Source organism: Novosphingobium sp. Fuku2-ISO-50 (assembly GCF_001519055.1).
Lineage (GTDB): Bacteria > Pseudomonadota > Alphaproteobacteria > Sphingomonadales > Sphingomonadaceae > Novosphingobium.
Genome location: NZ_KQ954285.1, coordinates 226,087 through 244,651, shown reverse-complemented (window position 1 = coordinate 244,651; position 18,565 = coordinate 226,087). Strand labels below are relative to the sequence as shown.

Annotated in this window: 16 protein-coding genes and 1 pseudogene; 7 read left to right on the top strand and 10 right to left on the bottom strand. The window is 63.9% G+C overall.

Features of this window, described 5'->3' with window-relative positions; genetic code table 11:
* Positions 1-379 precede the first annotated feature (379 nt).
* The 3 genes from AQZ50_RS01125 to AQZ50_RS01115 all read right to left on the bottom strand — a co-directional run bounded on the left by AQZ50_RS01125 (position 380) and on the right by AQZ50_RS01115 (position 4,329).
* Positions 380-2,476 (bottom strand): sodium-translocating pyrophosphatase, encoded by a 2,097-nt coding sequence (locus AQZ50_RS01125; protein ID WP_067742319.1) that lies wholly within the window; start codon positions 2,474-2,476, stop codon positions 380-382.
* Positions 2,477-2,632: 156 nt separating this feature from the next.
* The gene (gene thiL / locus AQZ50_RS01120) at positions 2,633-3,520 is read right to left on the bottom strand and encodes a thiamine-phosphate kinase (RefSeq protein ID WP_067741419.1); all 888 of its coding nucleotides are present in this window, start codon (positions 3,518-3,520) and stop codon (positions 2,633-2,635) included.
* Entirely contained in the window at positions 3,517-4,329 is an 813-nt protein-coding gene (locus AQZ50_RS01115) for a crotonase/enoyl-CoA hydratase family protein (protein ID WP_067741416.1), read from the bottom strand. The genes thiL and AQZ50_RS01115 overlap by 4 nt, the downstream gene beginning before the upstream one ends.
* Before the next feature lie 158 nt (positions 4,330-4,487).
* Here AQZ50_RS01115 and AQZ50_RS01110 point away from each other — a divergent pair, with 158 nt between their 5' ends.
* The 5 genes from AQZ50_RS01110 to AQZ50_RS01090 all read left to right on the top strand — a co-directional run bounded on the left by AQZ50_RS01110 (position 4,488) and on the right by AQZ50_RS01090 (position 8,611).
* Complete coding sequence (locus AQZ50_RS01110; RefSeq protein WP_067741413.1) at positions 4,488-5,660, top strand: acetyl-CoA C-acetyltransferase; 1,173 nt, start codon at positions 4,488-4,490, stop codon at positions 5,658-5,660.
* 29 nt (positions 5,661-5,689) lie between these two features.
* On the top strand, positions 5,690-6,475 hold the full coding sequence (locus AQZ50_RS01105; RefSeq protein ID WP_067741410.1) for an SDR family NAD(P)-dependent oxidoreductase: 786 nt from the start codon (positions 5,690-5,692) through the stop codon (positions 6,473-6,475).
* Between the two features lie 59 nt (positions 6,476-6,534).
* Positions 6,535-7,407 (top strand): crotonase/enoyl-CoA hydratase family protein, encoded by an 873-nt coding sequence (locus AQZ50_RS01100; RefSeq protein ID WP_067741408.1) that lies wholly within the window; start codon positions 6,535-6,537, stop codon positions 7,405-7,407.
* Positions 7,404-8,075 carry a TetR family transcriptional regulator gene (locus AQZ50_RS01095; RefSeq protein ID WP_067741406.1) on the top strand — a complete coding sequence of 224 codons (672 nt, stop codon included), beginning with the start codon at positions 7,404-7,406 and terminating at the stop codon, positions 8,073-8,075. The genes AQZ50_RS01100 and AQZ50_RS01095 overlap by 4 nt, the downstream gene beginning before the upstream one ends.
* Before the next feature lie 110 nt (positions 8,076-8,185).
* The gene (locus tag AQZ50_RS01090) at positions 8,186-8,611 is read left to right on the top strand and encodes a MarR family winged helix-turn-helix transcriptional regulator (RefSeq protein WP_231730046.1); all 426 of its coding nucleotides are present in this window, start codon (positions 8,186-8,188) and stop codon (positions 8,609-8,611) included.
* A 39-nt stretch (positions 8,612-8,650) separates the two neighbouring features.
* Here AQZ50_RS01090 and AQZ50_RS01085 read toward each other — a convergent pair whose 3' ends face one another.
* The 7 genes and pseudogenes from AQZ50_RS01085 to AQZ50_RS01055 form a co-directional block, all read right to left on the bottom strand.
* Complete coding sequence (locus AQZ50_RS01085) at positions 8,651-9,670, bottom strand: type II secretion system F family protein (RefSeq protein ID WP_067741404.1); 1,020 nt, start codon at positions 9,668-9,670, stop codon at positions 8,651-8,653.
* Positions 9,671-9,680: 10 nt separating this feature from the next.
* Positions 9,681-10,652, bottom strand: a complete 972-nt coding sequence (locus AQZ50_RS01080) for a type II secretion system F family protein (RefSeq protein WP_067741402.1) — start codon at positions 10,650-10,652, stop codon at positions 9,681-9,683.
* Between the two features lie 68 nt (positions 10,653-10,720).
* Entirely contained in the window at positions 10,721-12,043 is a 1,323-nt protein-coding gene (locus AQZ50_RS01075) for a pilus assembly protein CpaE (protein ID WP_067741399.1), read from the bottom strand.
* Positions 12,044-12,083: 40 nt separating this feature from the next.
* Positions 12,084-12,773, bottom strand: coding sequence for a CpaD family pilus assembly protein (locus tag AQZ50_RS01070; RefSeq protein ID WP_082703366.1), 690 nt, complete (start codon positions 12,771-12,773; stop codon positions 12,084-12,086).
* Positions 12,774-12,787: 14 nt separating this feature from the next.
* Positions 12,788-14,461 (bottom strand): type II and III secretion system protein family protein, encoded by a 1,674-nt coding sequence (locus tag AQZ50_RS01065; protein WP_067742303.1) that lies wholly within the window; start codon positions 14,459-14,461, stop codon positions 12,788-12,790.
* A 92-nt stretch (positions 14,462-14,553) separates the two neighbouring features.
* On the bottom strand, positions 14,554-15,618 hold the full coding sequence (gene cpaB / locus AQZ50_RS01060; RefSeq protein WP_067741395.1) for a Flp pilus assembly protein CpaB: 1,065 nt from the start codon (positions 15,616-15,618) through the stop codon (positions 14,554-14,556).
* A gap of 257 nt (positions 15,619-15,875) precedes the next feature.
* Positions 15,876-16,343: pseudogene (locus AQZ50_RS01055) on the bottom strand (prepilin peptidase); the annotation flags it as partial.
* A gap of 88 nt (positions 16,344-16,431) precedes the next feature.
* Between AQZ50_RS01055 and AQZ50_RS01050 the strand changes: the two are divergent.
* Together AQZ50_RS01050 and AQZ50_RS01045 are read left to right on the top strand one after the other, a co-directional pair.
* On the top strand, positions 16,432-17,418 hold the full coding sequence (locus AQZ50_RS01050; RefSeq protein WP_231730045.1) for an alpha/beta hydrolase: 987 nt from the start codon (positions 16,432-16,434) through the stop codon (positions 17,416-17,418).
* Between the two features lie 16 nt (positions 17,419-17,434).
* Positions 17,435-18,565: an NAD(P)/FAD-dependent oxidoreductase gene (locus AQZ50_RS01045; RefSeq protein WP_067741392.1), complete on the top strand. Its 1,131-nt coding sequence runs from the start codon at positions 17,435-17,437 to the stop codon at positions 18,563-18,565.

Here is an 18,565-nt window from a genome sequence, read left to right as displayed (position 1 = left end):
CGGCCATCTATTGTAGCCAATGGCGGGGTCATTGGCCCGAAATTCAACTATCGCTCGGCGCTCCATCTCATAAACTTCAGCCTTGCTCGCCCCTTCGGACTCCCAAATTATGTTCCGCGTGATCGTAAAACTATATCGCTCTTCACGGGTATAATCCGCAGCAATTAGGGTGCTGGATGCGCTGCCAAAATAGTTTATGCTGTCGGTAATATCCTGCCCGATATATATTTTTCCATTAGGGTACGTGATCCGGTAAATAACCTTCAATCCATCTTCTCCTGAATTCCGGGGAAGGTATACTCAATACCCCCCCCATACAAAACCCCGCCCGGTGGGGCCGGGCGGGGTTCGTATTTGCCGGATTGCTCCGGCAAAAATCCTACATGGCGTGGCTGGCCAGTGCTGCGAGGAGCAGCAGGGCGACGATGTTGGTGATCTTGATCATCGGGTTGACGGCGGGGCCGGCGGTGTCCTTGTAGGGATCGCCGACCGTGTCGCCGGTCACCGCCGCCTTGTGCGCGTCGGAGCCTTTGCCGCCGTGGTGGCCGTCTTCGATGTATTTCTTGGCGTTGTCCCACGCCCCGCCGCCCGATGTCATCGACAGCGCGACGAACAGCCCGCTGACGATTACCCCGAGCAACAGCGCGCCCAGCGCGGCAAAGCCGTTTGACCGGCCCGCCGCGGCGGTGATTACGAAATAGACCACGACCGGCGCCAGCACCGGCAGCAGCGAGGGCACGATCATTTCCTTGATCGCCGCCTTGGTCACCAGATCGACCGTGCGCGCATAGTCGGGGCGGCTGGTCCCGGCCATGATCCCCGGATTGTTGGCAAACTGATCGCGCACGTCGACGACGACATCGCCCGCGGCACGGCCCACCGCCGTCATCCCCATCGCCCCGAACAGATAGGGCAACAGCGCGCCGAGCAGCAGCCCGACGATAACGTATGGGTTTTCAAGGCTGAAATCGACTTTCAGAGTCGGGAAGAATTCCCGCAAGTCGGTGGTATAGGCGGCAAACAGGACGAGCGCGGCGAGGCCCGCCGATCCGATGGCATAGCCCTTGGTCACCGCCTTGGTGGTGTTGCCCACGGCGTCGAGCGCATCGGTCTTTTCGCGCACGCTGTCGTCGAGCCCGGCCATTTCGGCAATGCCCCCGGCATTGTCGGTCACCGGGCCATAGGCGTCGAGCGCCACGACCATCCCGGCCAGCGCCAGCATCGCGGTCGCCGCATAGGCGATCCCGATCAATCCGGCGAGCTGATAGGAAATGACGATCCCGGCGCAGATCACCAGCGTCGGCAGCGCGGTCGCTTCGAGGCTGATCGCGAGGCCCTGGATGACATTGGTGCCATGGCCGGTGATCGAGGCCTTGGCGATCGAGCGCACCGGGCGATAGGCGGTGCCGGTGTAATATTCGGTGATCCAGATGATCAGCCCGGTAATGGCAAGGCCGACCAGCGCGCAATAGAACAGCGTGCGCCCGGTAAACGCGGCAGACCCGATCGGGGTGTTCATGTCGCCGAGCGTATACGTGATCGCAAACCAGATTGCCGGGATCGACAGGACCGTGGTGACCAGAAAGCCCTTGTACATCGCGCCCATGATGTTGTTCGAACTGCCCAGGCGCACGAAGAACGTGCCGATGATCGAGGTGACGATACACACCCCGCCGATCAGCAGCGGCAGGCTCATCAACGGCATCAGCAGATGGCCCAGCCCTTTGACGAGCAGCGCGGTCAGCACCATCGTCGCGCCGATGGTCACGACATACGTCTCGAACAAGTCGGCGGCCATCCCGGCGCAATCGCCGACATTGTCGCCGACATTGTCGGCAATGACGGCGGGGTTGCGTGGGTCGTCTTCGGGAATGCCCGCTTCGACTTTGCCGACGAGATCGGCGCCGACGTCGGCGGCCTTGGTAAAGATGCCGCCGCCAAGACGGGCAAAGATCGACACGAGCGAAGCGCCCAGTGCCAAAGCCGTCAGCGCGGTGATCACGATCCGCTTGTCGGGATCATATCCGGCAGGCCCGGTCAGATACCAGAAAAAGCCCGCAATCGCGATCAGGGCAAGCCCGGCGACGAGCATCCCGGTAATCGCCCCGGCGCGAAAGGCCAGAGTCAGCCCCGCCTGAAGCCCGTTTTGCGCGGCAGCGGCCGTGCGCACATTGGCCCGCACCGAGACATTCATGCCGATGAAACCGGCCGCACCCGACAGCGTCGCGCCGATCACAAAGCCGATCGCGGCCACAGGGCCCAGAAACGCGAACACGATACCCGCAACGATCACGCCGACGACGGCAATGGCGGTATACTGACGCTTCAGATAGGCCTGTGCGCCTTCCTGAATGGCGCCGGCGATGTCCTGCATGGTCTGATTGCCGGCGGGGGATCCCAACACCCAACGACCGGCGAGAAAACCGTAGACGATGGCCAGCAAGGCCAGACCTATGGAAATTTCAACAAGGCTCACAGTGGCATCCCCCTTTTCTGCCCGGTGCGTGCCTACCTTTCGGCCCTTCCGAAAGACGGGTGCGGCGGCGGGTTCCTTTCTTTGCGAAAGGCCCATCGAAGCTAGGGGATTATTGTCTTGCGGCAAGCATTTCCTTGCGCAAGGTCAATGGCTTGGCTAATCGTGCCAATAACCGAGGCGGCCCTTCGGCGGCGCACCATCAAGTAACACGCTGTCCCCGCAAAATTCTTCTGCTCGCCCTATTGCATATGCGAGACAAGGGGGGCACTGATTTGGCGGCAATGTAAACAGCAGTTCGTAATCATCGCCCCATGCCATCGCTTCGCGGCGGCGCGAATTGGGCAGCGATTCAGGGACCGGCACGGCGGCGGAATCGATCGCCAGCGTGACCTGACTGGCCAGCGCCATCCGCTGCGCATCGATCAGCAATCCATCGGACAAGTCCATCATCGCGCCGACCAGCGGGGCCAGCGCGATGCCTTCGGCCAGGCGCGGGCAGGGGCGGCGATAGGCGCTCGTATCGATACCGGCGTTTCCGTCACGCAGCGCTTCGAACCCCAGCATCGCCGCGCCGACCGGCCCGGTGACCCACAGCACTTCGCCCGGTCGTGCCCCGTCGCGCGCCGGGACCGGGCGATGCGTCGCGCGGCCCAGCGCGGTCAGCCCGTGGCTGCGCCCGCCCGCCGGGGCCGAGACGGTATCGCCGCCCAGCAGCGGCACGCCGAAGGCGCTCAGCGCGTCGCCCAGCCCTTGCGCAAAGCGCGCATCGTCGGGCCCGAGCATATAGCCGAGCAAGACGCCGACCGGCTCCGCCCCTTTGGCGGCAAGGTCCGACAGATTGGTCGCGACCAGTTTCCAGGCAATGTCGGCTTCGTCCTGCCCCGGCAGCCAGTGGACGCCTTCGACCATCATGTCGTGCGTGACGATCAGCGTCTCGTTGCCAAAGGCGATGACCGCCGCGTCGTCGACCAGCGCGCGCGCCGCCGGGTCGACCGCCAGCGCGCGCATCATGTCGATGAATTTCTCTTCGCCCGATGCCATCATTCTCCCGTGAAGCGCGGCGCCCGTTTGTCAAGGATCGCGGCGACCGCTTCGGCATGATCGCGCGTTTCGTGGGCGATGGCCTGAAACGCGGCGGACAGTTCGAGCACGTCGTGCGCGCGGCCATGCTGCGCCTCGCGCAACAGTTTCTTGGTCAGGCGCAGCGCGCGCGGCGGATTGGCGGCGATTTCCTCGGCAATGCCGATCGCGGTGGGCAGCAGATCGTCGGCGGGGACGACCGTCCCGACCAGGCCGATCGACTGCGCATAAGCCGCGTCGAACGTGCGCCCGGTCAGAAACAGTTCGGCAGCGAGCGAATAGCCGATGATGCGTTGCAGCGTCCATGCGCCGCCGTCGCCGGGCACGATCCCGACCTTGATGAAGCTGGCGGCCATTTTTGCGCTGTCGGCGGCGACGCGGATGTCGCACAGGCAGGCCAGATCGAGCCCGAGCCCGATGGCATGGCCATTGATCGCCGCGATCATCGGAATTTCGCAATCGAGCATGGCGCGCACCGCGCGCTGGACCCCGCGCCGGTAATTGGTGCGGGTCGAATCCGGCTGATCGAGCACGCCGATCCCCTGGCGCGTCTGCATCCCCTTGATATTGCCGCCGCTCGAAAAGGCGCGACCCGCCCCGGTCAGCACGATTGCCGAAACCTGGCGGTCGTTGCCGAGCGCGAAGAACGTGTCGACGATCGTGTCGCAATCGTCGAGCGTGCCGATCGCGTTGAGCGCTTCGGGCCGGTTCATCGTCAGAATGGCGACGCGACCGCGCCGCTCGACGGTCAGAAACGGGGCGGTGGTCGTCATGGCTCTTGCCTCTTGTTCTTAAGCTTTCGGTTAAATCGGGGTGCCACAGCGCGCGGTGTGACGCAAATGATCGCGCATGCACGAGTGGCTTGACCGATGGCGATCGGCTCCTTAATCGGTCAGTTAAATAGAAATGAGCCAGAGGAGTCGTAAGGGAAATGGGGACGGCCTATATCGTGGACGCCGTGCGCACCGCCGGTGGGCGACGCAACGGACGGCTGGCCGGGGTTCACCCGGTCGATCTGGCGGCGCTGACTCTCGATGCTCTGGTCCGTCGTACCGGGATCGATCCCGCCGCGATCGACGACGTGATCATGGGCTGTGTCAGCCAGGGCGGCGAACAGGCCGGGCAAGTCGGCCGCAATGCCGTGCTCGCGGCAAAGCTTTTGCCCGAATCGACTCCGGCCGTGACGATCGATCGCCAGTGCGGCTCTTCGCAACAGGCGATCCAGTTCGCCGCGCAGGCGGTCATGTCCGGGGTGCAGGACGTGGTCATTGCCGCCGGTGTCGAAAGCATGACGCGCGTGCCGATGGGCAGTACCGCGATGTTCCATGCGAAAGAGGGGCTGGGCACCTACAAATCGCCCGGTCTCGAAGCGAAATATCCCGGCGTGACCTGGTCGCAGTTCATGGGCGCCGAAATGATCGTCCAAAAGCATGGCTTTACCAAGGATCAGATCGACCGGTTCGCGCTGGCCAGCCATCTCAAGGCGATCGCTGCGACCGAGGCGGGCGCCTTTGCCGACGAAATCGTGCCGGTCGGGATCGATACCCCCGAAGGCCACGCGCTGCATATGATCGATGAAGGCATCCGCTTTGACGCCACGCTCGAAAGTATTGCCGGGGTCAAGTTGCTGAGCCCCGGCGGCGCGCTGACTGCGGCGAGTTCGAGCCAGATCTGCGATGGCGCCAGCGCCGCGCTGGTCGTGTCGGAAGCCGCGCTCAAGCGGTATGACCTGGCTCCGCTGGCGCGCATCCACACGATGACCGTGACGGCGGGCGACCCGGTGATCATGCTCGAAGAGCCGCTGTTTGCCACCGACAAGGCGCTGGCGCGCGCCGGGCTGAAAATCGGCGACATCGACCTTTATGAAGTCAACGAGGCGTTCGCTTCGGTGCCGATGGCCTGGCTGAAGCACACGGGCGCCGATCCCGACCGGCTCAATGTCAATGGCGGGGCGATCGCGCTTGGCCATCCGCTGGGCGCATCGGGCGCGAAGCTGATGTCGACATTGCTCTACGCGTTGAAGGCGCGGGGGCTCAAGTATGGTTTGCAGACGATGTGCGAAGGCGGCGGCGTCGCCAACGTGACCATCGTCGAACTGGTTTGACATAACGTTTTGGGACAGAGGATTTTTCGATGAAACTTGAATCCGGCATTTCCGCCGTCGTGACCGGCGGCGCTTCGGGCCTGGGCGCGGCAACGGCGCGCGCGCTGGCTGCCAAAGGGGTGAAAGTCGCCATCTTTGACCTTAACAAGGACAAGGGCGAAGCGATCGCCGCCGAGCTTGGCGGGGTGTTCTGTGAAGTCAACGTGACCAGCGAGGAAAGCGTCGACGCCGGCTTTGCCAAGGCGCGCGCGGCCAATGGCCAGGAACGCATCCTGATCAATTGCGCGGGCACGGGCAACGCCATCAAGACCGCCAGCCGGTCAAAGGAAACGGGCGAAATCAAGCATTTCCCGCTCGATGCCTTTAACGCGATCATCCAGATCAACCTGGTCGGCACGTTTCGCTGCATCGCCAAGTCGGCGGCCGGGATGATGACGCTCGATCCGATCGGGGAATTTGGCGAACGCGGCGCGATCGTCAACACCGCCTCGGTCGCGGCCGAAGACGGCCAGATCGGCCAGGCCGCCTATTCCGCATCGAAGGGCGGCGTTGTCGGCATGACGTTGCCGATCGCGCGCGATCTGATGAACGAAGGCATTCGCGTCAACACCATCCTGCCGGGCATTTTCAACACGCCGCTGCTCCAGGGCGCGCCGGAAAACGTCAAGGCCGCGCTGGCCGCGTCGGTGCCGTTTCCCAAGCGCCTCGGTCAGCCCGAGGAATATGCCGCGCTTGCGCTGTGCATGATCGAAACCGGCTATTTCAACGGCGAAGACGTGCGCCTCGACGGCGCGATCCGCATGGCGCCGCGGTAAATTTCATGTCCTGGGGGCACGTCACAAGGCGGCCCCCATTGTTCCGGGGAGAGCGATCGGTGGGCGAGTATCGGCAAATCCTGTTCGACGTGGCCGATGGCGTGGCCACGATCACGTTGAATCGTCCCGACAAGATGAACGCCTTTACCGGCACGATGATGCAGGAAATGTGCGACGCGTTCGATCGCACCGACGCCGATGATGCGATCCGCGCAGTCATCGTCACCGGCCACGGCTCCCGCGCCTTTTGCGCCGGGGCCGACCTCACCCCCGAAGACGGCAAGCAGGTTTTTGCCAGCGGCGATACCGTCTCCGACTTGTCCGATCCGCGCGTGCGCGACAGCGGCGGGCTGCTGACACTGCGCATCTATCGCTCGAAAAAGCCCGTCATCGGCGCGATCAACGGCGCAGCGGTAGGCATTGGCGCGACGATGCAATTGCCGATGGATATTCGCCTGGCCAGCACCACGGCGCGCTTTGGCTTTGTCTTTGCCCGGCGCGGGATCGTGCCCGAGGCGGCGTCGAGCTGGTTTTTGCCGCGCATTGTCGGCCTGCCGCAGGCGCTGGAATGGTGCATCACCGGGCGCGTGTTTGACGCCGCAGAAGCCTTGCGCGGCGGGCTGGTGCGTTCGCTCCATGCGCCGGAGGATCTTTTGCCCGCGGCACGGGCGCTGGCGCGCGAAATTGCCGATAACACCAGTGCGGTTTGCGTGGCGATGACGCGCGCGATGTTGTGGCACAATCCGCAATTCGATCACCCGATGTTCGCGCATCAGGTTGACAGCCGGGCGATCTACACGCTTTCGCGCGGATCCGATGCCAAAGAAGGGATTGCCAGTTTTCTGGAAAAGCGCACACCGCGCTACCCGGCGCGCGTTTCTTCGGATATGCCGCCGTTTTATCCTTGGTGGGAAGAACCGGGTTGGGAATGAACGAGATCGAACAGACTGCGACGCCTGCGGCGCCTGAAAGCCGCGAAGATGGGGGCGAACAGCAGGGCGCGCGCGAGCTTCTGCTCGAAACCGCGTCGCAGATCATGCGCGAAGGCGATCAGGTCGACATTTCGTTGTCGGAACTGTCGCTGCGCTCGGGGCTGAACTCGGCGCTGGTCAAATACTATTTCGGCAACAAGGCGGGCATGCTCAAGGCCTTGCTCGACCGCGACATGGTCACGATCATCCGCTCGGTCGATGCGCTGCTCGCCAAGGACGACATGCCGCCCGAGGCAAAGCTGCGGCGGCATATCGGCAAGTGCATCGATACCTATTATGCCTACCCGTACCTCAACCGTCTGTTGATGCGCCTGGTGCGCGACAGCGACGAGGGAGAGGCGCGCCGGATTGCCGACAAGTACCTGACGCCGCTCGGCGTGGCCTACGAACGCCTGATCCAGGCCGGGGTCAAAGAGGGGATCTTTCGTCCGGTCGATCCGCAATTGTTCTATTTCACCGTGACCGGGGCGGCCGACCGCTTCTTTTCGGCGCGGCTGGTGCTGCGCCATTGCTATGGCCAGGACACGCTGACCGAAGAGCTGCGCGACCGCTATCGCGAACACACGGTCGATTTCATCATGGCCGGGATTCTTGCGCACAAGGAGTGAAGGCTGCCGTTTCGGTTGTTTTGTTTCTCTTGCAACCGTTCGCGCAATCGATAATGTCGCGAGCGATGCCCGGTTCGAAAAATCGTCTCGCTGATTTCCTGCCTTACCGCATGGCCGTCACTTCCATTGCGGTGTCCGGGCATATTGCCGGCGAATACGGCGATCGGTTTGGCCTGAAGGTTCCCGAATGGCGGATCATGGCGATTCTGGGCGATGCGGGCGCACAGACGCAGCGCGATCTGGTGCGCGCGACGCTGATGGACAAAGTGGCGGTCAATCGGGCGTGCAAGGCGCTGGACGATCGCGGCTATCTGCGGCGCAGCCCCAATGCCGCCGACGGTCGGTCGCATCATCTCGAACTGACCGGGGAAGGCCGCGCGCTCTACGAACAGATCTGGCCGCAGGCTTATGCCGCCTATGAACGGATTTTTGCCGTTCTGACCCCGCGCGAGATCGAACATTTGCGCGAATTGCTCGACAAATTGCTGCAATCGGCGCGGCGCGTCGATGCCGAAGCGGTCGCACGGGCGGGCTGACCCCGCCCCGCGCAGATAAGCCTGGGGCGGATCAGGATGTCACATCTTCCGGTGGAGGAAGTTGTCGCTGATCGAACAGGCAGCCGGGCCCAGGATGACGACGAACAGCGTCGGCAGAATGAACAGGATCAGCGGGACGGTCATGATCGCAGGCAGGCGGGCCGCCTTTTCCTCGGCGCGCATCATGCGTTCGTTGCGGAATTCGGCGGACAGCACGCGCAGCGCAGAGGCCAGCGGCGTGCCATAGCGTTCGGTCTGGATCATCGTCGTGGTGACCCCCTTCATCGCTTCGAGATTGACGCGATAGGCCAGGTTTTCGAACGCACTGCGCCGGTCGGTCAGAAACGACAGTTCGATCGCGGTCAGCGAGAATTCATCGCCGAGTTCGGGATAGGCGCGGCCCAGTTCGCGCGCAACGCGGCCAAAGGCGGCGTCGACGGTCAGGCCCGCTTCGGCGCAGATCACCAGCAGGTCGAGCGCGTCGGGAAGGCCTTTGCGGATCTCCTTGGTGCGCTTGCTGACCAGATTGGCGACCCAGATGTCGGGCAGCTTGTAGCCAAACCCGAGCAGTAGGGCAAAAGCGCCGAATCGCTTGTAATCGGGCCAGTTGGGGAAATAGTTCATCCCGTAAATGACCATCGCGGCCAGGCCGCCGATGACGATCGGGCCAATCATCCGGCCCATGATGATCGCGACGCCCCATTCCTTTTTGCGGATGCCCGCTTGCGCCAGTTTCTGCTGCGCAACGGACAACTGGCTGTCCTGCAGCACGCGCAGGCGCTGCAGGATCGAGCGGATGCGATCGGTGGTCTCGTTGCGCCGCACGATGCTGGCGCGTTTGCGGCTGGCGGCAACGACGATCCCGGCCTTGAGTTCTTCGCGCCGCTCGTTGAGCGCCTTGACCCGCTTGGCCATGGGGTCGCGGATCGTGACCGCAGCATAGATTGCCAGCAGCACGAAGGCGGCGGCCAGACCGGCAAGAACCGAGCCGACGGCAATGACATCGACGCCCAGCAACGTGGGGTGATGCGTGACAGGAACGGCGGAAAATGCGCTCATGGCCTCGGTCTCAGATTTCGAAGTTGATCATGCGGGACATGATGAAAGCCCCGAGCGACAGCCAGATAAATGCCCCGATCCCGGCAATGATAAGGCGTTCGTCAATGAAAAAACGCCCCATATAGGTCGGATTGATCGAATAGATCAGGAAGAACACGATGAACGGTAGCGAGCCGATGATATAGGCAGAAGCCTTTGATTCCGAGCTCATCGCCTTGATTTTCAGCTTCATCTGCGCCCGCTTGCGCAGCACGTCGGCCAGGTTCGCCAGCGTTTCGGCCAGGTTGCCCCCGGTTTCGCGCTGAATCGCGAGCGTGATGCAGAAAAAGCTGAATTCCGCCAGATCGAGCCGGTTGGCCGTTTCCTGCAGCGAATCTTCCATGGTCCGGCCAAGTCTGATGCGGTCGGTGACCAGCTTGAACTCTTCAGCCACCGGGCCGGGCAGTTCGTTGGCGACCACTGTCAGCGTCTCGCTGATCGGCAGGCCGGATCGAAGGCCGCGCGTCAGCAGTTCGAGCGCGTCGGGAAAGCGGGTGATGAAGGCGTTGATCCGCCGACCGATCTGATAGTTGACCACCAGGTGCGGCAGTCCCGCGCCGATCACGATGCCGATGGCCAGCCCGAGCAGCATCGAGCCGCTTTTCAACCCGATGAGCAAGGCAAGGGCCAAAGTCAGGCCAAGGCTGGAATAGATATATTGCTGAACGGTCCAGCCCTTGCCGGTGCGCAACAGGCGCAGTCGCAATGCTTCGCTGCGCGATTGCGACCCGGCGACTTTGTAGCTTGTGGGCTTGCGCTGGGCGACTGCCTTGCGGAACTGCGCCTCGACTTTGTCGACGGCATTTTCGGAATGGCGCAGCTTGATCGCCTGCAACCGGCGCGAGCTTTCGCGCTTTGCGTTCGGCCCGGTAAACGCGATCGCCAGCAGGCCCAGCAGGAACACCGCGCCAAAGACCAGAATCATGATGGGCAAGGACTGCATCGCGGGACCTGCGGTTGGTGGCAAAAGGGTGTTTGCGGGTTGGTGTCAATCAGCGGGGGCTGGCTGGATCAGGCGGGGACTCCCGGCTTGGATTTGGACAGGAGTTTCTTGATGGCAAAGCGATCGAGCAGCGAGCCGGAGCCCTTGGGGGCTTCGGACTCGGTCTGGCTCCGGGCCGGCTTTTTGCCTCCTTTGACGCCATGGGCAGGGGCGGCCGCTTCGCGTTCGCCTTCGCTGGCGATGATCGCATCGGCGATCGCGCGTATCGCATGCGTCGCCTTGGCCGTGCGGTTGGCGCCGACAAAGGTCTGGCCCAGCTTGGCCGCATTCGCCGCCGCCTTGAAATCGACCGGGATGGCAAAGTTCAACTTGCGCTCGATCGAGGTTTCGAAGTCGCTGCGGCTGATTTCGCCGACGCCCGAAGCCACTTTGTTGGCGACCATCAGGACATGCGCATGGGGTGCATTCGATTTGAGCCACGACAGGATGCGGATCCCGTCGCGTGCGCCGGCCAGCGTCAGTTCGGTCACGACCACGACGACTTGCATGTTGGCCAGCAATTGCGGGAAATTGATCAGCATGTTGCGCGGCAGATCGACCACCGTCGCTTCGAAAGAGTGGCGGAATTCCTCGATCAACTGCACAAATGCCGTGCCATCGGTCAGCAGCGGGGCGCTGATCGGGGCTTCGGCGGACAGGATCGCCAGATTGTCGTTGGCGCGGATCATTGCGCGCTCGATGAACAGCCCGTCGATGCGGCTGGGATTGTCGATCGCATCGGTCAGGCCGCGCCCCGGTTCGAGATCGAGCGTCAGCGCGCCGGTGCCGAAATGAACGTCGAGATCGAGCAGCGCGGTCGGCATCTTGTGATCCGCGCTGAGCATCCAGGCGAGCGAGGTGGCGATCGTCGATGCACCGACACCGCCGCGCGTGCCGACCACGGCAGTCGCGATATGGCGCTTGGTCGCAGCGCCGTCGGCGCCGCGCGGGCTGGCAAAGATCGACTGCGCCTGGACCAGCGTGTCGCGCAAGTGTCCCGGCGACAGCGGCTTGAGCAGATAGTCCTGGATCCCCGACGCGACGAGGTCGCGATAGAGACGCACGTCGTTGACCTGGCCGACGGCGATGACCACCGTGCCCGGTTCGCACACTTCGGCCAGCGCGTTGATGTCGTTGAGCGGATCGCCGCTTTCCGACAAGTCGACCATCAGGATCGCCGGGCTGGCCGTGATCGCCAGCGACTGAATGGCGTTTCTGAGGCCGCCCTTCATGACCTTTTCAGGCGGCCAGCCCATGTCGATAGCCACCGAGCGCAGGGTATCGAGCGTGACATCATCGCACACGAAGGCCGAAAAGATGTCGCGGTTGCCGGTTTTCCAAGGCGCGTTCATCGCGTGAAGTCCTTATATGCTTGCTGCCCGAAGGAATGGCTTATTGTGTGGCCTGCTGTTTCAGCGCCTGCGCTCCGGTCGGGCCCTTGGTGCGGTAGGCCTCGATCGCCTTGGTGTTGGTCTGCACGACGGTGTCGCCGCTGCCGCTCTGGCCGTGGACGAGGTCTTCCTTGTTGGCGACCATCGCCGCCAGATTGGAACTGACCGCGCAGCCATAGTTGCGCGATGTGCCATTGGTGTAATTGGCATCCGAATGTCCCGACCAGTCGGGGCATCCCGGCACACTGGCCGTGGCGCGAGACACCACGACGCGAACCGATCCGGCGGGGATCGCGCCCTCGGTCACCGGGGCAACCTGATCGAGGATCAGCCCGAATTGTGCCGCTGCGGCTTCGACTGCGGCATGGGTGGCGCCGACTTCGGCGGGATCATCCAGCGCGATATGGTCGCCATACTTGAGCCCCAGCGCACCGAACCAGTCCTTCAACCGATGCTGTTGCACCGGGTCGAGCCCGCCATTGGGCAAGGGCGTCAGATCAAAGGTGTAATTGGTATGTTCGACCACCGGCTGATGCACGTTGTCGAGTGTGCGGTTGGTCGGCATGCCGCCGCAACCGGCGAGCATGAGGCCGATCCCGAGCGCAAGCGCGCCGGTGCCGAGGCGCAGGGCCCCAAACCTGCGGGTATGGCGGGCAGAAAGGGCCGCAACGGGATGATGCTTGGGCGTCATGACGGTTTCGCCTTTCACTGGATGCTGAAGCCGGGCTGCGCATCGGCGCTGGCCTCGCGCTTGCCCTTGGCGCGCGCCCTGTTGGCGGCGTCGGGGTCGGCGGCGTCGGGTGTGGCTGCGCCGATCTTCGGCCGGTCTGCCGGTGGGGCAGGCGGGGTCGAGGATTGCGTTGCCGGCTTTTCGGTCGGCATGGGCCGGGTCGCGCCCTTGCTGTCGACGCTTTCCTGATTGCCGAGCAATTGCTGCACCGCGTCCGCGCTCTTGAAGCCGTCGGTGGGCAAGTGGATCTGGTTCGCTTCGACCGGATTGACCAGGTACGGCGTGACCACGATGACCAGCTCGGTCTCACCCTTCTGGAACGCGGTCGAACGGAACAGCGACCCGAGCACCGGTATGTCGCCAGCGCCCGGCATCTTGGTGATCGTGTTGGAGCTGGTGTTCTTGAGCAACCCGGCAATCATGAAGCTTTGTCCCGAGCCCAGTTCGACCGTGGTTTCCGCGCGGCGCACAGACAGCCCCGGGATCGAGTATCCGCTGATCGTCACGGCGCCCTCGGTCGTCAGTTCGGACACTTCGGGCCGCACGCGCAGCGAGATCCGACCGTTGGCAAGCACCGTCGGCGTATAGGACAGGCTGACCCCGTATTTCTTGAATTCGACCGAGACCGTGCCGAGGCCGGAGCTCATCGGAATAGGGTATTCCCCGCCTGCCAGAAATTCGGCGGTTTCGCCCGACAGCGCGGTCAGATTGGGCTCGGCCAGCGTCGTGACCAGACCGATCGTTTCGCCAAGGTTGAGCGTACCGAGCAGATCGAGCCCGAGCAGATGGCCTGCGGCTGCCAGCGTGGTGCCGGTGCCTGTGGCCGGGACCGATGTGCCCTGCGTGGTGGTCACTGCGCCGGTAATCGGATTGGTGTAGGTGGTGGTCACCGCGCTGGTGTTGACACCCATCGGCTGGCCCGGTGCGAAATAGGTCGAAGTGCTGCCCTGACCGATGCCGTACTGGAACCCGTTGGATGAGTTGATGGTGGACAGGTTCGAGCTGATATTGCGGGTCAGCGAGCGGCTGACTTCGGCGATCTTGACGCTCAGGTTGACCTGCAGCGGGGTCGCCATTTTCAGCCGGCTGATCACATTGGTTTTTTCGCCGACGAAGGCTTTGACCAGACGTTCTGCTTCGGCGGCATCTTCGGGCGCGGCGACCGTGCCGGTCAGCAGCACGGTGTTGTTCATCGTCGCCGTGGCGATATGCGCATCGGGCATGGCAAGGTGCAGCATCTGGTCGATGCTGTCGAGATTGTTGCCGACCCGGATATTGGCCGACCACACGATTTCGCCGCGCGAATTGCTGGCATAGATGGTGGTTTCGCCGCCTGCCTTGCCAAAGACATAGAGCTGATTGCCCGATTTGACCTGAACATCGGCGATGGTGTCATTGGCGACAAACACGTCCGACATCGTGGCGGGCAGGGTGACCAGTTCGCCGCGACCGATGCCGAGCGCCAGCGAACGGGCCGGGGCGGTGACGCCCGGTGTGCCGAGCAGCATGGGCGGCGTGGCATTGGCGTGCCGCTGGGGCAGACCATGGGGCTTCGCGTGCAGCGGTTTTGCCGCCAGCGGGGCGACAAGCGCCGGCAGGGCGGCGATCACCGCCACGCTCAGCGCCGAAGATACGAAACGCAGTTTCATCGTCTTGCCTTTCGCGCGGATGTCGTTCGCGTCGGTAACAGCCGGGATGGCGGGCCCCTTGAGGCTGATCGGACAGGTGCGGCGATGCATGATCAGAACACTCCCATCGGGCCGATCGGCACGATCCGGGGCATCGGCGCAACCGGTACCTCGACCGTTTCCTTGCCGCGGGTGATGCGCACCGATTGGCCATGGTGAACCGCGATCCCGGCAGGCGCGCCCGGCGTCGGCGCACCCGTCACGGCATGAACGTTTTCATTGACGCCGTTGATCGCATTGGCCGAAGGCATCGTCTTGCGCTGGAACCGCGATACGTCGCCACCGGTGACAAAGCTGGTGTTCTTGTCGACAGGCTTGGTGATCGCGGCCTTGAGCAGGCGATCTTCTTCCTGCTTGCTCGCGCCGTTGGGCACTTTGACCTGGCCCGAGGCGACGGCCTGTTCGAGTTCGGCCGAATTGTCGGCGATCGAGCGCAGCGAGAGGCTGATCGTGCCGATCGATTCGGCAACCGACAGTTCCTCGGCAATCTTGGGCGTGGTTTCCACGGTCACCAGACTGAAACCCTTGACGCGGGTGTGCCCGTCGACAGTTTCCTGATCGGTCGACTGGTCGGTTGCCAGCACGCGCAAATTCTTGAGGATCGTTTCGGTCGCGCGCAGCGGCTGGCTTTCGCCTTCACCCTTGACCGACTGGGTCAAGAGCAGATCGACATGGTCGCCGGGGAAGACAAACCCGGCAACGCCGGTGCGGCTGCTGACCGGAATGGTGACGGCGCGCATGCCGGGCCCGAGCGCGGCGGCGAGAAAGCCGCGGTCGCCGGGCGCAACCAGCGAACCGGTCGTTACCGGCTGGCCCGCAGTGATCGGGTTCTTGACGACCGTGCCAAGCAGCTTGGCCATGTCGATCTTGTCCTGCAGGAAATAGGCGTCCTGCACGAGATCCTTGGGCCAGGGCTGAAAGGACACCGAATCCGCTGTGATGATCGTGCCCACCGGCAAAGCCCGCTGGGCCACCAGAACTTTGGGGCCTTCCATCAATTTGGCCGCAGCCGCTGCCTGCGGCGCACTGCCGCCGATCAGCAAGGCCCGTGCGAGCAGGCTCGTGGCTAGAGCCACGAACAAGGCTCCGACCAGCAAAAACAGCTTCTTCCTGTCCATGGCTCTCGTATCCCGCCCTTAATCCGAACCTGCTATCAATCGGCCAAATTGGTTAAGATTGGCCTAGTCGTGCGTTGCCGCGTGTATCGTGCCGTTACGGACGGTTTTGCACCGGCCAGACGGTTGTATCTGCATGGCTATTGGCCGCGCCCGGGCCGCAGCAACGGCTGCGCAGCGGGGCCCTGACCATGGAACACGACATGGGCCTGCCCCGGATTGGGCCCCGGATTGGGGGTGCCCCAGGCGATCCCATCGTGCCAGTGGGCAACGTCGGCGCTGGCCAGTGTCCACAGACCCGCCAGCGCGATCGCCACCCCATAAGGAATTTTCAGCCGACCGGTCTGGCGGCGCGTCACGTGCCACATGCCCAGCACCACGGTCAGCACGCCGCCCGCGATGGCCATGACCAACAACAGGCGAAGGAACAGAACCGCCGGAAGCCACAGTGCCAGCGCGGTCAAAAGCTTGACATCGCCGCCCCCCATGGCGCGGATCGCGAACAGGCCGGCCAGCACCATAAAGGTTGCCAGCGCAAGACCGACCTGCATGACCATTCCCGGCCATAACGACAGTCCCGTTGCCCACCAGAACAGCGGTGCGCCCAACGCAATTGCGGCGTTGAGCCAGTTGTCGATCTGGCGGCGGCGGATGTCGGTGAATGCGGCAACCAGCAGCGCGATTGCCAAGGCCCCCACCAGTCCGTAAACGATCCATGTTCCCTGCATGACGGGTCTTATGCGGGACAATCACTTACTAAACGGTAACCAACATCCGTCGCGGATTTCGGCGCGGATTTCGGCGAAGAGGCAGGCATTGGCGGATACCCCCCATCCCAAGGCCCCGGAAACGGTGCGCCGCGCCATCCCGGATCATGCGCTGGAATCGGTGTGGCGCGCGCCGGATCGGTTTGCCATCCGTCGCATCGACTGGTCCGGTCGGCAGCGTGATGACGAGGCGCCGCGCGGCTCCTTGCTGTTCCTCCCCGGACGCGCGGATTTCTACGAGAAATATCTCGAAACGCTTGACGGCTGGCACCGCCAGGGTTGGCGCGTGACAGCGCTGGACTGGCGCTGGCAGGCCGGATCGGGGCGCTATCATCGCGATGCCAGGATCGGCGGAACGCGCGATTTTGCCACATGGGTCAATGATTTGGCCGATTTCTGGGCGACCTGGGCCGCAGCCAGCCCGGGGCCGCGCGTGTTGGTCGGGCATTCGATGGGCGGGCACCTTGCCCTGCGCGCCGTGGCCGAGGCAAAAGTGCGCCCCGATGCACTCGTGCTGAGCGCGCCGATGCTGGGTTTCGTGACCCCCGTTCCCGAACGGCTGCAACCGGCATTCGCGCGGTTCATGTGCCGAATTGGTGATGGCGCGCGCCCGGCGTGGAAAGATGGCGAGCGCCCCGGCGACAGCGCTGCCAAGCGTGGCCTGTCGTTGACACACGATGCCGACCGCTATGCCGACGAAGCGTGGTGGCGCGAGCACAGGCCGGAACTGGATCTGGGCCCGGCAAGCTGGGACTGGGTGCGCAAGGCCAGCGAATCGGTAATGCGACTGGCCGAGCCCGGCCTGATCGAATCGATCGACGTGCCGGTTTTGACGTTGGCGGCGCGCCATGATGCGCTGGTATCATGGCCGGCGACTGCCCGCGCGGTGGCCAGGCTGCCGCATGGCGAACTGGTCGAATTCGGTCGCGAAGCTGCCCACGAATTGCTGCGCGAGGCCGATCCGGTGCGCGAGCGCGTGCTTGCACAGATCGATTGTTTCCTCGATCGCGTAGCGCCACCCCGTTTCCCTTCCTGACCTGAGACCCGAATTCATGACCGACATTCCCGTTGCCGCGCCGCAAGACCTCGATTCGCCGTTCGACATCGTCATTGTCGGGGCGGGCATGGCCGGGGCCAGCCTTGCCGCCGAATGTGCGAGCACGGGCAGGGCTCGCGTGCTGATGGTCGAAGCCGAGGATGCCCCCGGCTATCACACGACCGGGCGCTCGGCGGCGTTCTGGGAGGAAAGCTATGGCGGGCCGGGCGTCGTTCCGCTGACTCTGGCGTCGGGCGCGTTCCTTGCCGAGGGTGGATTTCTTGCCCCCCGCGCCGGGCTGACGATCGGTCGGGCCGAAGATCGGGAACGAATCGAGGGATTTGTCGATCGCTTTGCCGCGCTCGGCGTTGATGTCCGGCTGATGGATCGGGCGCAGATTGCCGCGCAAGTGCCGGGCTTGCGACCGGAATGGTGCTTTGGCGCGTATGAGGCGCGCGGCGCGGACATCGATGTCGCCGGGTTGCATCAGTATTATCTGGCGCTGGCGCGGCGATCGGGCAGCGTGCTCAAGGTCCGTGCGCGGATCGAGACGATTGCGCGCGACGGCGCCGGTTGGCAATTGGCCTGGCCGGGCGGGAGCGTGCGCGGCGCGATCATCGTCAATGCCGCAGGCGCCTGGGCCGACGGGGTGGCCGCGCTGGCGGGCGCTGCGCCGCGCGGCATTACCCCCTTGCGCCGCACGATCGTGCAATTGCGCACCGATCCCTTGCCGCCCGCGGACATGCCGCTGACATTCGGGATCGACGAGGATTTCTATTTCAAGCCGCAGAGCGGGCGCCTGCTGGTCTCGCCCCACGACGAAACCCCCGATGTCGCGCATGATGTCGCGCCCGAAGAGATCGATGTGGCGATTGCCGTCGATCGCATGGAGCATGTGCTCGACTGGCGCATTGCCGCGCTCGAACGGCGCTGGGCGGGATTGCGCAGTTTTTCGCCCGATCGTCTGCCGGTCTATGGCTTCGATGCGCAGGTGCCCGGCTTTTTCTGGTTCGCCGGGCAGGGCGGATTCGGCATCCAGACCGCGCCGGCGGCGGCGCGGCTGGGGGCGCAACTGGTGCTTGGCCTTGGCCGCGACGCGATGACCGAGACGCTTGACGCCGAACGGTATGCGCCGGGCCGGTTTTAG